This window comes from Streptomyces caeruleatus (genome assembly GCF_001514235.1).
GTDB classification, from domain to species: Bacteria; Actinomycetota; Actinomycetes; order Streptomycetales; family Streptomycetaceae; genus Streptomyces; species Streptomyces caeruleatus.
Genome location: NZ_KQ948935.1, coordinates 258,360 through 271,769, shown reverse-complemented (window position 1 = coordinate 271,769; position 13,410 = coordinate 258,360). Strand labels below are relative to the sequence as shown.

16 protein-coding genes are annotated in these 13,410 nt (G+C 71.9%); 7 read left to right on the top strand and 9 right to left on the bottom strand.

What is annotated here, in order from left to right; all coding sequences use genetic code 11:
• Nucleotides 1-64: 64 nt before the first annotated feature.
• Entirely contained in the window at nt 65-715 is a 651-nt protein-coding gene (locus AQJ67_RS32815; RefSeq protein ID WP_062722982.1) for an HAD family hydrolase, read from the bottom strand.
• A gap of 126 nt (nt 716-841) precedes the next feature.
• Here AQJ67_RS32815 and AQJ67_RS32810 point away from each other — a divergent pair, with 126 nt between their 5' ends.
• A complete protein-coding gene (locus tag AQJ67_RS32810; protein WP_062723029.1) occupies nt 842-1,465 on the top strand; it encodes a PadR family transcriptional regulator in 624 nt (207 codons plus the stop codon).
• 144 nt (nt 1,466-1,609) lie between these two features.
• Here the strand turns inward: AQJ67_RS32810 and AQJ67_RS32805 are convergent, their stop codons facing one another.
• Nucleotides 1,610-2,059: a type II toxin-antitoxin system Rv0910 family toxin gene (locus AQJ67_RS32805; protein ID WP_062722981.1), complete on the bottom strand. Its 450-nt coding sequence runs from the start codon at nt 2,057-2,059 to the stop codon at nt 1,610-1,612.
• 259 nt (nt 2,060-2,318) lie between these two features.
• Here AQJ67_RS32805 and AQJ67_RS32800 point away from each other — a divergent pair, with 259 nt between their 5' ends.
• The 3 genes from AQJ67_RS32800 to AQJ67_RS32790 all read left to right on the top strand — a co-directional run bounded on the left by AQJ67_RS32800 (nt 2,319) and on the right by AQJ67_RS32790 (nt 5,110).
• Nucleotides 2,319-2,903, top strand: a complete 585-nt coding sequence (locus AQJ67_RS32800) for a Clp protease N-terminal domain-containing protein (protein ID WP_062722980.1) — start codon at nt 2,319-2,321, stop codon at nt 2,901-2,903.
• Nucleotides 2,904-2,996: 93 nt separating this feature from the next.
• A complete protein-coding gene (locus tag AQJ67_RS32795; RefSeq protein WP_425264196.1) occupies nt 2,997-3,989 on the top strand; it encodes an EamA family transporter in 993 nt (330 codons plus the stop codon).
• 176 nt (nt 3,990-4,165) lie between these two features.
• Nucleotides 4,166-5,110 (top strand): DMT family transporter, encoded by a 945-nt coding sequence (locus AQJ67_RS32790; RefSeq protein WP_062722978.1) that lies wholly within the window; start codon nt 4,166-4,168, stop codon nt 5,108-5,110.
• 51 nt (nt 5,111-5,161) lie between these two features.
• On the opposite strand, the gene AQJ67_RS32785 is transcribed toward AQJ67_RS32790, so the two are convergent.
• Nucleotides 5,162-5,794: an FMN-binding negative transcriptional regulator gene (locus AQJ67_RS32785; RefSeq protein WP_062722977.1), complete on the bottom strand. Its 633-nt coding sequence runs from the start codon at nt 5,792-5,794 to the stop codon at nt 5,162-5,164.
• Nucleotides 5,794-6,477 carry a pyridoxamine 5'-phosphate oxidase family protein gene (locus AQJ67_RS32780; RefSeq protein WP_062722976.1) on the bottom strand — a complete coding sequence of 228 codons (684 nt, stop codon included), beginning with the start codon at nt 6,475-6,477 and terminating at the stop codon, nt 5,794-5,796. The genes AQJ67_RS32785 and AQJ67_RS32780 overlap by 1 nt, the downstream gene beginning before the upstream one ends.
• A gap of 65 nt (nt 6,478-6,542) precedes the next feature.
• Between AQJ67_RS32780 and AQJ67_RS32775 the strand changes: the two genes are divergently transcribed.
• On the top strand, nt 6,543-7,874 hold the full coding sequence (locus AQJ67_RS32775) for an aminotransferase class I/II-fold pyridoxal phosphate-dependent enzyme (RefSeq protein WP_062722975.1): 1,332 nt from the start codon (nt 6,543-6,545) through the stop codon (nt 7,872-7,874).
• Between the two features lie 123 nt (nt 7,875-7,997).
• Here the strand turns inward: AQJ67_RS32775 and AQJ67_RS32770 are convergent, their stop codons facing one another.
• Nucleotides 7,998-8,984 (bottom strand): DMT family transporter, encoded by a 987-nt coding sequence (locus AQJ67_RS32770; protein ID WP_062722974.1) that lies wholly within the window; start codon nt 8,982-8,984, stop codon nt 7,998-8,000.
• A gap of 38 nt (nt 8,985-9,022) precedes the next feature.
• On the opposite strand from AQJ67_RS32770, the gene AQJ67_RS32765 reads away from it, so the two are divergent.
• Nucleotides 9,023-9,925 (top strand): LysR family transcriptional regulator, encoded by a 903-nt coding sequence (locus AQJ67_RS32765; RefSeq protein ID WP_062722973.1) that lies wholly within the window; start codon nt 9,023-9,025, stop codon nt 9,923-9,925.
• Nucleotides 9,926-9,963: 38 nt separating this feature from the next.
• On the opposite strand, the gene AQJ67_RS32760 is transcribed toward AQJ67_RS32765, so the two are convergent.
• Nucleotides 9,964-10,431, bottom strand: coding sequence for a pyridoxamine 5'-phosphate oxidase family protein (locus AQJ67_RS32760; RefSeq protein WP_062722972.1), 468 nt, complete (start codon nt 10,429-10,431; stop codon nt 9,964-9,966).
• Between the two features lie 160 nt (nt 10,432-10,591).
• On the opposite strand from AQJ67_RS32760, the gene AQJ67_RS32755 reads away from it, so the two are divergent.
• Entirely contained in the window at nt 10,592-11,239 is a 648-nt protein-coding gene (locus AQJ67_RS32755) for a cysteine hydrolase family protein (RefSeq protein WP_062722971.1), read from the top strand.
• Here the strand turns inward: AQJ67_RS32755 and AQJ67_RS32750 are convergent.
• The 3 genes from AQJ67_RS32750 to AQJ67_RS32740 all read right to left on the bottom strand — a co-directional run bounded on the left by AQJ67_RS32750 (nt 11,226) and on the right by AQJ67_RS32740 (nt 13,404).
• Entirely contained in the window at nt 11,226-11,720 is a 495-nt protein-coding gene (locus AQJ67_RS32750; RefSeq protein WP_062722970.1) for a Rieske (2Fe-2S) protein, read from the bottom strand. The genes AQJ67_RS32755 and AQJ67_RS32750 overlap by 14 nt on opposite strands.
• A 223-nt stretch (nt 11,721-11,943) precedes the next feature.
• On the bottom strand, nt 11,944-13,170 hold the full coding sequence (locus tag AQJ67_RS32745; protein ID WP_062722969.1) for a cytochrome P450: 1,227 nt from the start codon (nt 13,168-13,170) through the stop codon (nt 11,944-11,946).
• A gap of 21 nt (nt 13,171-13,191) precedes the next feature.
• Nucleotides 13,192-13,404: an MbtH family protein gene (locus AQJ67_RS32740; protein WP_062722968.1), complete on the bottom strand. Its 213-nt coding sequence runs from the start codon at nt 13,402-13,404 to the stop codon at nt 13,192-13,194.
• Nucleotides 13,405-13,410 lie beyond the last annotated feature (6 nt).

The window sequence follows — 13,410 nt, the reverse complement described above, 5'->3', positions numbered from 1 at the left end:
GCCAATTCGGGGGCGCTGGACCGTTTTTCGGCAGGTGTATCGGTGCTGACAGGGACGCAGTGGCTCAGCGGGGCGCCGCGACGGCGTGGCGGATGGCGGAGGCCACGTCATGGGCGGCATGCGTGGGGCGGTAGGACCCCTCGGTCCAGTCGCGTCCGTTCGTCACCCACACGCTCCGCAGACCCAGCGCGTCGGCGCCCGCGATGTCGGCGTGCGGTGAGTCGCCGATGACCCAGGCGCCGGTCAGGGGGACGTCGACGGTCGCGGCCGCTGCCTGGAAGATCTCCGGTTCGGGCTTCTTGCGGCCCACGGCTTCGGAGACGACCCAGCCCTGGACCAGCCGGTCCAGCCCGGTGGTGCGGATCTTCGCCTCCTGCTGGACGACCCGGCCGTTGGTGACGACCACGCACGTCCAGCCGGCGGCCCGGGCCCGCTCCAGTGCCCGGCGGGTGGAGTGCGCCAGGACGACGCGGTCGGCGACGCCGGTGTCGAGCAGACAGCGGATGGCGGTGTCCGGCACCGCCCTGCCGTATCGGCCGGTCATGGCCGCGGCCAGCTCGGGGCGCGGGGTGTAGCCGCCGGCGTCCGTGGCCGTCACCCAGCCGAGGTCGGAGGCGGGCAGGCCGTGCTCGGCGAGGAAGTCGGCGGCGGCATCACGGAACGCCGCGTCCCGGTCGACCAGCGTGTTGTCCAGGTCCAGCAGCAGGAGCGCCATGGCGGCAGTAGAGCACGGGAAGGGCGCACGGCGGTTGCCTGGGCCTCGATGGGTCTTGCCATGCGAACTATTCCGATATATCGTTGAAGCATCGCGACAGATCAACGATGGAATGGAGTGATGGCGATGCGTTCCCATGGATTCGAGCGTGGGCATGGTGGACACGGTCACCACGGCCGAGGCGGCTTCGAAGGCCTTCGTGGCGCGTTCGGGCCCTTCGGTCCGGGCGGCCCCGGTGGTTTCGGCGGACCCGGGTTCGGGCCCGGCCCCTGGGGGCCGAAGGGCGGCCGGGGCGGTGGCCCGCGAGGGAGGGCGCGGCGCGGTGATGTGCGCGCCTCGATCCTCGCCCTGCTGAAGGACCGCCCCATGCACGGCTACGAGATGATCCAGGAGATCGCCGAGCGCAGCGGCGGGGCGTGGAAGCCCAGTCCCGGCTCGGTGTACCCCACCCTCCAGCTGCTGGAGGACGAGGGGCTGATCGTCAGCGAGAGCGAAGGCGGCAAGAAGCTGTTCTCGCTCACGGAGTCGGGCCGCGAGGCGGCCGAGGCGGGGCCCGAGGCGCCCTGGGAGGAAGCCTCCCGCGGCGTCGACTGGGAGGCCCTCGGCGAGATCCGGCAGGCCGGCTTCGGGCTGATGGAGGCCTTCGGGCAGGTCTGGAAGACGGGCAGCAAGGAGCAGCGCGAGAAGGCGCTGACCGTCATCAACGACGCCCGCAAGAGGCTGTATCTCATCCTCGCCGATGAGGACTGAGTCGGGCCGGCGGCCGGTCCGCCCCGAGTGAAGGCGCCCCGTGGGCTGAACCGCGGGGCGCCTTCGTCTGTCGAGGTGGCGCGTGTGCGGCCAGGGTGCCGCGGGTGCGCGCCGGCCGGGGTCAGGGGTGTGCGCCGGGGGCGCTCAGGTCACCAGGCCGGCCAGCTTGCGCAGTGACTCGTTCAGCGCCGCCGTGGCCGAGTCCTTGAGCTTGCCCGCCATCAGCGACACGGCCGCGCCCGTGAACTCCCCGTCGATCCGGACCGTCGTGGCGCCCCCGCCCCCGCCCCCGCCGTCGCCGACCGGCGTCAGCGTGTAGCGCGTGGCCACGGTCACCGCCATCGGGCCCTTGCCGCGAATGGCGAGCACCCGTGCCGGCTTGAGTTCCTCGATGGTCCACTCGACCTCCGCCGGGAACCCCATCAGCTTCATGTTCTCCTGGAAGGTCCCGCCCACTTCGAGGGCCGAGGGGCCGCCGCCCGGAAAGCTGGTGTGGGTCGCGTTCCACTCGCCGTACGCCGACCAGTCCGTCAGCTGTGCCCAGACCTTCTCGGCCGGTGCCTCGATGCGTGCCTCGGCGCTGACTTCGGCCATGCGACCACCCCTTCGTATCGGGCTACGGTGTCGCGGAACGTAGCCCCGGGGCCTGGAACATTCAATACTGATGAACCGTCAGGAAATGTGGAGACGCGCGAAGGGCCCAGGGCAAGACGGCGCGCGCCTCTCAGGGGTGTTCGGCGTGATCTCATCCGTAGGGAGGAGATATCGGCCCACCGGGTCCACTCCGCGTGGGACGCGAGAATGCTTCCTCCCGGGGATGACCCGGCTCGAAGTGGTTGATGGGGTAGGGGATGTGCAACCCCGTATTCCCCGGCAGTCGGCCCAGGAGCAGGACCGTCGGCGCCCGGCCGTCGCGGACGGTGCCAGGCTCAGTGACGAGCTGGCAGCGGTGGTCTCGGGCGCCCGCCGCCGGGCGGTCAGGGACGGGGACCGGCAGATCGACTCGGCTCAACTGCTGCACTCGCTCCTGGAGCACGACCGGGATGTGTACGCCGTCTTCGGCGAGGGGCCGCAGATCGCCCGCCTCCTCGGCTACCTCGTGCAACGCACCATCGGCTACGGGCTGCGCTGGCAAGGCACCGTCGAGGACTCCGGCGCCGTACCCGTGCTGAGGGACGGCGAGGGTTTCTCGCCGCTGGCCGCGAGCGCGATGGAGCACGCCTCCCGACGGGCCGCCCGGCGCGGCGACCCGCAGGCCCGTGGCATCGACCTGCTCGCCGCGATCGTGGCGGACCCGCAGGCCCGCGCCGTCGAGGTGCTCGCCCGGGCCGGCATCGACGCGGCAGTGCTGCGGGCCCGGATCGACGAACGCCGGGACGAGTACGCCGTCGGTGGCGGCGGCGGTGGCGGCGTAGGTGACGGCGACACCGCTCTCTAGATCGACGTCCCTCCCCCTCACTGTCCACTCGGCGAGACAGGTGTCATTGGGGGTGACGCTCATGTCATCGCCTGCCATCATGTGCCGGTGCGTATGTCTGAGAGCAGTGCGGCCGGCCGGGGCAAGGGCGTCGGGCTCGGTCTGGCGATGGTGTCGGCGGTCGCCTTCGGCGGATCCGGGGTGGCGGCCAAGCCGCTGATCGAGGCGGGGCTCGACCCGCTCCACGTGGTGTGGCTGCGCGTGGCCGGCGCGGCCCTCGTGATGCTGCCGCTCGCCGTGCGCCATCGGGCGCTGCTGCGCCGCAGGCCCGCGCTGCTCGCCGGGTTCGGACTGCTCGGCGTGGCCGGCGTCCAGGCCTTCTACTTCGCCTCGATATCCCGCATCCCGGTCGGGGTGGCGCTGCTCGTCGAGTACCTCGCCCCGGCGCTGGTCCTCGGCTGGGTGCGGTTCGTGCAGCGACGGCCCGTCACGCCCGCCGCCGCGCTCGGTGTCGTCCTCGCGGTCGGCGGGCTCGCCTGTGTCGTCGAGGTCTGGTCGGGGCTGAGCTTCGACGCGCTCGGCCTGCTCCTCGCGCTTGGCGCCGCCTGCTGCCAGGTCGGCTACTTCGTCCTGTCCGACCAGGGCAGCGACTCCGGCGCCGGCGCCCCCGACCCGCTGGGCGTCATCGCGTACGGCCTCCTGGTCGGCACAAGCGTCCTCACGGTCGTGGCACGTCCCTGGACGATGGACTGGTCCGTGCTGGGCGGCACCGCGTACATGAACGGCACCCCGGTCGCGGCGCCCCTGCTGCTGTCCTGGATCGTCCTGGTGGCGACCGTCATCGCCTACGTCACCGGCGTCGTCTCCGTACGCCGGCTCTCGCCGCAGGTCGCCGGTGTCGTCGCCTGCCTCGAAGCGGTCATCGCGACCGTCCTCGCCTGGGTCCTGCTCGGCGAGCACCTCTCCGCCCCACAGCTCGTCGGCGGGGCGATCGTCCTGGCCGGCGCCTTCATCGCGCAGTCGTCGGCGCCCGCGAAGGGCTCGCCCGAGCCGGTGGCGAGCGGTGGGCCGGACAGGGATTTGTCCACCCGCTCGACGCTCGCATAAGGTGCCGAACATGCCTTCGACGCTCGTTCTTCCGCCTCCGGCCGCCTGAGGCGGGCCCTCCGGAACGCCCGCCCGGCGTCACGCCGGGCGGAACGGTGCTGCCCGCAGACGAAGTCCACGGACCCCGCTGAGCCGCGGTCCTTCCAGAACTTCTGCATGTCTGCGGAGAGAAACTCGTGTCGAACGCTGCTGTCTCCGGCCTGCCCATCGGGCGTGGCCTTCTCTGTCTGATCGTCGCCGGTGCCGCATGGGGCACCGCGGGCGCCGCCGCCTCCCTGGTCTACCGGGCCAGTGACATGGGGCCGATCGCCCTCTCCTTCTGGCGCTGCGCGGCCGGCTTCGTGCTGCTGCTCGCCGTCCGCCTCCTGCGCCCGCGCCCCCTTCGGGGCACCGGAGCGTCCGAGCCTCTCGGCCGCAAGGTCCTGCGGGCCGGGGCCACGGGCATCGGGCTCGCCGTGTTCCAGACGGCCTACTTCGCCGCGGTGGACGCCACCGGGCTCGCCGTGGGCACCGTCGTCACCCTCGGCGCCGGGCCCGTGTTCATCGCGCTCGGCGCACGGCTGACCCTGGGCGAGCGGCTCGGCCGTGGCGGCGTCGCGGCCGTGGCCGGTGCGCTCGCGGGTCTCGCGGTGCTGGCACTCGGCGGCGAGGGCGCGACCGTGCGGCCTTTGGGGGTGCTGCTGGCATTGGTGTCCGCGGCCGCGTACTCCGTGATGACCCTGCTCACCCGCAAGTGGGGCCGCGACGGCGGGACCGACGCCGCCAGTACGTCCCTGTGGGCCTTCGCGGTCACCAGCCTCAGCCTGCTGCCCTTCGCCCTCGCCGAAGGACTCGTGCCGCACACCACCGAACCCGTCCGGCTCGGCTGGCTCCTGATCTACATCGCGGCCGTCCCGACGGCGCTCGCGTACGCCCTCTACTTCGCGGGCGCGGCCGCCGTACGGTCGGCCACGGTCTCCGTGATCATGCTGCTGGAGCCGGTCAGCGCGGCCGTGCTCGCCGTCGTCCTCCTCGGCGAGCACCTGACGACCGCGACCCTCGCGGGCACCCTGCTGATGCTCGGGTCCGTCACCGGGCTGGCTCTGGCGGAGGCCCGGGGCGCGGGGCGGCTGCCGGCCTGACACCAGGGGACGCCCCCGCACCGCGCGGCGGAAACCGGGGGCGTCCTCCGCTCAGGCCGGGCGGCGGCGCAGCATGTGTTCGCGCGCCTCGACGTCGCCCGGACCCGCCCGCTGCGTCAGCTGCACGGCGATCCGGTCCTGGACCTCCTCCGTCCGCCGGCCCGCGTACTTGAACTTGGCGCGGACACCGGTGACTTCGAGGCGCAGACCGCGAATTCCGGACAGGAGGCGGCCGAACGGGGCCTCGCCGACCGCCACTTCCGCCGAGCCGCCCTCGGGCTGGAAATGACCGACCTGGCGGTTGAGCAGCTCGGCCTTTTCAGCCGGGTCGTCCACGACATGGGCGCGGCAGCGGAGTTGGACGGCCGCGTAGAAGCTGGTCGGCACGCCGTGCTCGGACGCGACGTCCGGGTCCGCCTGCCAGGGGCCGGGCACATAGACGTAGTCGTCGACCACGCTCAGCACGACCTCGGGACGCGCCAGCAGCGCGGGCCAGATCGGGTTGGGCCGGGCCAGGTGGGTGACGGCCTCGCCGCGCTCGCCGTCGTACGCGAAGTGCAGCGGCTGGACGTGCGGCGGTTCGCCGTCCAGGCCGTTGACGACGAGCTGCCCGAAGTCGTGGACGGCCAGCCACCGCTGCCATTCGGCGTCCTCACGGGGCGCGTCCCAGGGGTGGATCAGCATCACAGGGCCCCGAGGTAGCCGGGGAGTTCGGTGCCGGGCGCCAGGCCGGGGTCGCCGACCGGCGTGCCGTACCCCTTGCGCAGTGGGACGACGCCGGCCCAGTGGGGGAGGGCGAGGTCCTCGGGCTCGTCGTTGACACCGCCGGTGCGGAGCTTGGCGGAGACCTCGTTCAGGTCGAGGCGGATGACGGCGGTGGCGGCCAGTTCCTTCTTGTTGGCGGGCCGCGAGTCACGGGACCGGCCGGCCACGACGTGATCGACCAGCGCGTCCAGAGCGACCCGCTTCTCCTCCGGGTCCGTCACGTCGTACGCGGTGCCGTGCACCACCACGGACCGGTAGTTGATCGAGTGGTGGAACGCCGAGCGGGCCAGGATCAGCGCGTCGACGTGCGTGACCGTCAGACACACCGCAAGCCCCGGGTCCGCCTGCCCGGTCATCCGCAGCGGGCGCGAACCCGTCGAGCCGTGGACGTAGAGCGTCTCGCCGACCCGGCCGTACAGCGTCGGCAACACGACCGGCGCGCCGTCGCGGACGAAGCCGAGGTGGCAGACGTAGGCCTCGTCGAGTATCGCGTGCACCAGTTCCTTGTCGTACGACGCCCGGTTCGGGGAACGGGTGGGGACGGTGCGGTCGGTCGGCGTGTAGACGGCGGCCGGCGATGTCGGCGTCTCGGTCCCCTGCATGACGGTCTCCCTTGCGTTCGGGTGCGCTCTTGCACCCGCTATTGCACTAGTGCATAATCTGCTTTGTGCTAGGAGGATATCGGATCGAAGGGCGCCGTGCAGCGGAGATCGCGGCGAGCGTCGAACGCGCGGTGGGTGCCGGCGAGCTGGAGCCGGGCCAACTTCTGCCTCCCATGCGGGAGTTGGCGGTGGAGCTCGGCGTGAATCCCAACACCGTCGCGGCCGCCTACCGCATCCTGCGGGAGCGCGGGGTCATCGAGACGGCCGGGCGGCGGGGCAGCCGAGTGCGGCCCAAACCGGCCACGACCGCGCGCGAGTCCATCCGGGTGGACGTACCGGAGGGCGTCCGGGACGTGGCGACCGGCAACCCGGACCCGCTGCTGCTCCCACGGCTGGCCCGGGTGTACGCGGCGGCCGCCGAGGAGAACGACCGGGAGCCGGTCATGTACGGGGACCCGGCCGTGGAACCTGAACTGGCGCGTGCCGCGCGGGCCGCGTTCGACGCCGACGGCGTTCCGGACGGACCGATCGCCGTCACCTCGGGTTCGCTCGACATGATCGAGCGCGTGCTCGCGGCCCACCTCAAGCCCGGCGACACCGTCGCCGTCGAGGACCCCGGCTGGGGCAGCCTGCTCGACCTCGTCCCGGCCGTCGGACTGCGGACGGCCCCGGTCGGTGTGGATGACGAGGGCCCGCTCCCGGACGACGTGCGCCGGGCCCTGGAGGCGGGGGCACGCGCCCTCATCGTCACCGACCGGGCGCAGAACCCGACAGGAGCGGTCGTGAGTGCCGCACGCGCGCGTGCCCTGCGTTCCGTGCTGAAGGCCCACCCGGACGTCCTGCTCATCGAGGACGACCACGGCCACGGCATCGTCGACCTGCCCCTGCACACCCTGACCGGCACCACCCGCACCTGGGCGTTCGTCCGCTCGGCCGCCAAGGCCTATGGCCCCGACCTGCGCCTCGCCGTGTTCACCGGCGACCCCGTCACGGTCGACCGGGTACGCGGCCGCCAACGCCTCGGCCCCGGCTGGGTCAGCCGCCTCACCCAGCGTGCCCTGGTCCGGCTGTGGGCCGAGGGCGCCGTGGACCCGAAGGCCGTGTCAGCGGCGTACGCCGCCCGCCGGGACCCACTGATCGCGGCCCTGTCGGACCGGGGCATCACCGCCCACGGCCGCAGCGGCCTCAACGTCTGGATCCCGGTCCCCGACGAGACGGGCGCCGTCTCCCGCCTGCTGCACGCGGGTTGGGCGGTGGCTCCGGGCGCCCGCTTCCGCATGAGCGCACCGCCCGGTATCCGCATCACCATCGCGACGCTTGCCGCCGAGGAGGTGGCCCCCCTGGCGGATGCGGTGGCGACGGCGGTGGGCCCAGCGCCGACAAGGGGTTACGTCTAGACAGGAGGGGTGCGGCCAGCCCTTCTTGGGGGCGCGGGGCTGTGTTGACATGCGGCTCCGCCGCGTGGGCGCGATCAACCACACACGGCCTGCGCACGCCAACACTCCCACGCCCCCACCCCCTTAGGCGCGCTTCACTTGAGTAAGCGCCGCCCCCACAAGAACGACCACCGCACCAACCGGCGTCGACCAGCTCAGCGACTCCCCCAGCACCGCAACCCCCGCAGCCGTGGCGATGACCGGAATGAAGTACGTGACCATCTGAGCCGTCGTCGGCCCCACCTCCGCCACCAACCCGTACTGCAGCAGCACCGCAAGCCCCGTACCGAGCGCCCCCAGCCCCACGACCGCCAGCAGAGGCACCACCGCAAAGCCGCTGGGCAGGGACGTGAACACGGGCGTGACCACAGCCAGTTGAACCGTCGCCAGCAACAACTGCGCCCCCGTGAGCGACAGATGCGATTCACGGGACCCGGCCAGCGTCCGGCGGACGTATATCCACCCGATCGGATAGCTCAACGACGCCAGCAGCGCCATCACCGTCCCCGTGGCATCCAGCCCATGAAACCCCTGCCACGCCCCGAGCACCGTGAGCACCCCGAGGAACCCGACCCCGAGCCCCGCCACCCTGACCCGAGTCGGCCGGTCCTCCGAGAGCGCGACCAGGGACAGGGTCATGCCCCACAGCGGCGAGGTCGCGTTGCAGATACCCGCCAGGGTGGAGGGAATCGTCAGCTCGGAGTACGCGAACAACGAGAACGGCAGCGCGTTCAGCAAGAACGCGGCGACCGTCAGATGCCCCCATGTACGCGCCCCGCGCGGCAACCGCTCCCGCTTCACCGCCATCGCGGCCGCCAGTACCGCCGTACCGAACACCAGCCGCCCGAGGGTCACCTGGAAGGGGGCGAATCCCTGGGTGCCCACCTTGATCAGCAGAAAACTGAACCCCCAGATCAACGAGAGGGCGGCGAAACGCAGACGCCAGTCGAGGCGCGCGCGAGGGCGATGGCCAGGGCGGGAGCCGGGGCGGGGAGCGGAATCGGCGGGAACGCGCGAGACGGCGGCAGTGGTCATGGCGGCAACGATGCGGCACATGACTTCGTAGCACAATCGAGATTTCGCACGCGATATCTCGTAGCATTGCTTACATGTTGAACCTGGAGCGCCTGCGCACCCTCGACGCCCTCGCCCGGCACGGCTCGGTCAGCGGCGCGGCGGAGGGGCTGCACATCACGACGTCCGCCGTCTCGCAGCAGATGTCCAAGCTGGAGCGCGAGGTGGGCCAGCAGCTGCTCGCCAAGAACGGCCGGGGCGTCCGGCTCACGGACGCGGGACGGCTGCTCGCCGAGCACGCCTCGCGCATCCTGTCGCAGGTCGAGCTGGCCCAGTCCGACCTGGAGGCGCAGCGCGGCAAGGTCGTCGGCGAACTGAGACTGACGGCGTTCCCGACCGCCGCGCGCGGCCTGTTCCCGGCCGCACTCTCCGCCCTGCGCGCCGAGCACCCCGCGCTGCGTGTGCGCTCCTGCGAACTGGAGCCGGAGAACGGCATCGCCGGGGTGATCCGCGGCGACTTCGACCTGGCCGTCGTCCTCGACTGGTACAACAAGCCGATGGCGCTGCCCGAGGGCCTGGTCAAGGCGCACATCCTGGACGACCCGGCGGACGTGGCGATGCCGGTCGGTCACCGGCTCGCCGACCGGGACGAGGTGGACCTCGCCGAGTTCGCCGAGGACGAGTGGATCACCTGGGGCGAGGGCGAGTTCTGCCACGAGTGGCTGATGTTCACCCTGCGCTCCAAGGGCATCGAGCCCCTGCTCGGCCACCGCGCCCCCGAGACGCACACCCAGCTCGCGCTGGTGGCGGCCGGACTCGGCGTGTGCATCGCGCCACTGCTCGGCCGCCATCCGATGCCCGCCGGAGTGGTGACCGTGCCGTTGAAGCAGCGGGTGCGACGGCATGTGTACGTCGTCTGGCGTGCCGACGCCGACCGCCGCCCGTCCATCCGGGCGGCGGTGCGGGCGCTGCGGGAGGCGGGGGAGAAGGTCTCCTGACGCCGCCCACGACGCCGGCCTGATCCGCCGGGCCGGGCCTAGGGCGTGCCCAGCTTCCGGAAGTCCCAGGACACGATCTTCTCCGGCGTCAGCCGCACCCACGCGTGCCGGCCGTCGTGCGGCATCTCGTCGAGGCCGAAGTTCTTGCGCGCGAACAGCGTCTCGGGGACGTCGAGTTCGGCGCGCAGCTCGCCGACGCGAGGGCTCTCGCCCACGAACTCGACGGTGCCGGACAGCTCGACGCCGCGCAGCTGCTCGTACTCCTCACCCGTGTCGATCACGATCGCGACCCGCGGATCGCGGCACAGATCGGCCCACCGCTTGCTGCGGACGACCGAGTACAGCCACAGCGAGGTGCCGTCCCAGGCGAACCACAGGGCGCTGACATGCGGAAAGCCATCGGTGGACACCGTGGCGACCCGGCAGGTGCGCTGGGTGGTGAGGAACTCGTCCAGCTCACCGGGCGTCATCATGATCTTCCGGCCCCGGCGCTGAGTGACGGTCATGCGGCCCCCTCTTCTCTCACGTCGTGCCAGAGGAGAGATCCTCTGACATCACGTCAGAAAAGGATGGGTCGTCTTCCCCGAAGAGGCAATGGTGGTTCCGTCCTCGCTCGAACATGGCTACGCTCGCCCGCCCACGCCGCCGTCGGGCACAGGGGGACCCATGCCGTCGTACGCCGAACTCAGCGAACTCCTCGACCCCGCGACCACCGTCCTGCTCACCGTCGAATGCCAGGAGGGCGTCGTGGGAACGGTCAGCGCGCTGCCCGAACTCGCCGCCGAGGCCCGCTCCTCGGGCGCCCTCGCCAACACCGCCCGGCTGGTCGCCGCCGCCCACGCGAGCGGCGTCCAGGTGATCCACGCCCTCGCCGAACGCCGCCCCGACGGACGCGGGGCCAGCCGCAACGCCCGCCTCTTCCGTGCCGCCGAACGGCTCCCCGTCCAGCAGCTGTCCGGCAGCGAGGCGGTCCGCGTGGCGGCGCCGATCGAGGTCGCCGAGGAGGACTTCGTCGTACGCCGGCTGCACGGCCTGTCCCCGATCCAGGGCACCGACGTCGACGCCCTGCTGCGCAACGTCGGCTGCCGCACCCTGATCGTCACCGGCGTCTCGGCCAACGTGGCGATCCCCAACGCGGTCTTCGACGCCGTGAACCGGGGGTACGTCGTGGTCGTGCCGCGGGACGCCGTCGCCGGGGTGCCTTGCGACTACACCCCGGCGATGATCCGCCACACCCTCGCATTGGTCGCCACGGTCGCGACCACGGACGAGGTGCTGGACGGCCTCAAGCGTCCGCGTGTCAGGCGAGCGTGATCGAGTCGCCCGTCACACTGATCTCCTTGGCGGCCAGCGGCTGGGTGGCCGGCCCCTTCTTCACGCTGCCGTCCAGCACGGAGAACTGGCTCTTGTGGCAGGCGCAGGTGAGAGTGTCCCCCTGCAGGTCCGTCATCGGACACTGCTGATGGGTGCAGATCGTCGAGAAGGCCTTGTAGTCGCCCGCCGTCGGCTGCGAGACCACCACCTTCTCGTCGCTGAAGACCTTGCCACTGCCCTCCGGGATGTCGGCGGTCTTGGCGAGCGCGGCACCGCCGCCGCCCGCCTCCGGGGACGAGCCGCCGCCCGCCTCGGTGCTCGCGCCGCCGCCGGCGGGGGCGCCCTGTTCGGTGGACGAGCCGGACGCGTCGTCGTCCGACCCGCACGCGGTCAGCGCCACGGCGAGCCCCGCCGCGCCGACCGCCGCCACGACGGTACGGCGGCTCGGACTCGACACCGGCTGAACTGATTCGCTGGTCATGCTGACGTTTCCTTCCGAGGATTCTTGATCTGCCGAGAGGTACGGTCCTTCGGGACCGGCTGTTCAGACGCAGTCGAAATCCTGACCCGGTCCGGTGAAGAGGTGGGTAAAGCGGAGCTGTCGGTTCACTGTCCAGAGCTGTCGATCCGCTGTCGGCGCCAACCCGTCGCCGCCCGCCCCGCCCCTGCGTCGCGCCGCGGAACCACGGCCCGCCACACTGAGGTCAAGCGGCCTTCAGGGCGAGCGGCAGTGTGCTGAGGCCGCTGAGGAAGTTGGAGTAGACGGGCTTCGCGGGTCCTGTCTGCTCCATCTGCGCCACCAGGTCGCGCAGGCCGGCCAGTACGGCCCCGATCTCCGCCCGGGCCAGGTAGGCGCCGAGGCAGAAGTGGGGGCCGTAGGCGAAGGTGACGTGCTTGTTGGGGGTGCGGTTCAGGCGCAGCTCGCCGGGGGCGTCGAAGATCCGCTCGTCCTGGTTGGCGGACGCGTTCCAGATGGTGACGATCTCCCCCGCCCTGACGAGGTGGCCGCCGACCTCGGTGTCGGTCGTCGCGGTGCGCCCCGAGTGCAGGGCGGGCGTGGTCCAGCGCAGGATCTCCTCGACGGCCGTGTCGATCGCCGCGTCACCACGCTTCAGGGCCTGCCACTGGTCGGGGTGCTCCAGCAGCGCGAGGGCGGCCCCGACCATGGACAGACGGGCCGTCTCGTCGCCGCCGAGGATCAGGCTGTAGCAGTTGAGCATGATCTCGTCGTCGTCCAGCGGCAGCCCGTTCACCTGGCTGCCCGCCAGCAGCGCGATGACGTCGGCATGTCCGCTGTCGCGCCGGTCCCGGGCCAGGTCGGCGAAGTAGAGCAGGATCTCGTTCTTGGCGATCCACGCGTCCGCCGCCGTGCTGTCCGCCTCGTGCGAGCCCAGCGCGGAGGAGGTCAGGCTCAGCACATAGGCCCGGTCGCGGTCGGGCACGCCCAGCAGGTCGCAGATGGCACCCAGGGGTATCCCGGCCGCCACGTCGGCGGCGAAGTCGCAGCTGCCCTTCTCGATCGCCTCCCGCAGGAGGCGTTCCACGGTGCGCCGCACACTGGCGACGATCGGCTCCAGGGCGCGCGGGGAGAACGCCGACAACAGGATGCGGCGCAGCTGCCGGTGCCGGTCCCCGTCGGTGATCGCGAGCATGCGGCCGGCGGCGGAGTCGCCGCCGGCGAGCAGCGTCTCCAGGACGTTGCCGCCCTCGGAGGTGAAGACCGTGTTGTCGCGGTACACGGAGGTGACGTCGGCATGCCGGGTCACCACCCAGAAGCCGGGGGCGCTGTCGGTCGCCGGGTTCCGGTGGACCGGCTGATGCTCCCTCAGGTGGTGCCATACGGCGGACAGATCGCTCTCGGCGTGGAGGCGCGGGTCGGCCAGGTTGAGCGTGTCGAGCTCTTCCGGAGCGATCGTCCGCCGTGTGGTCATGTGTGTTCCTTCCGGGGTCAACTACTCGCCCATGGCCTGGATCAGGCTCTTGGGGCGCATGTCGGTCCAGTGCTCCTCGACGTAGTCCACACAGGACTGACGCGCGGCCGGGCCGTGGACGACCGTCCATCCGGCGGGGACCTCGGCGAAGGCGGGCCACAGCGAGTGCTGACCCTCGTCGTTCACGACGACGTAGTGCTCAAGGGTGTCGTCGTCGAAGGGGTTGGTGGTCATGTCCGG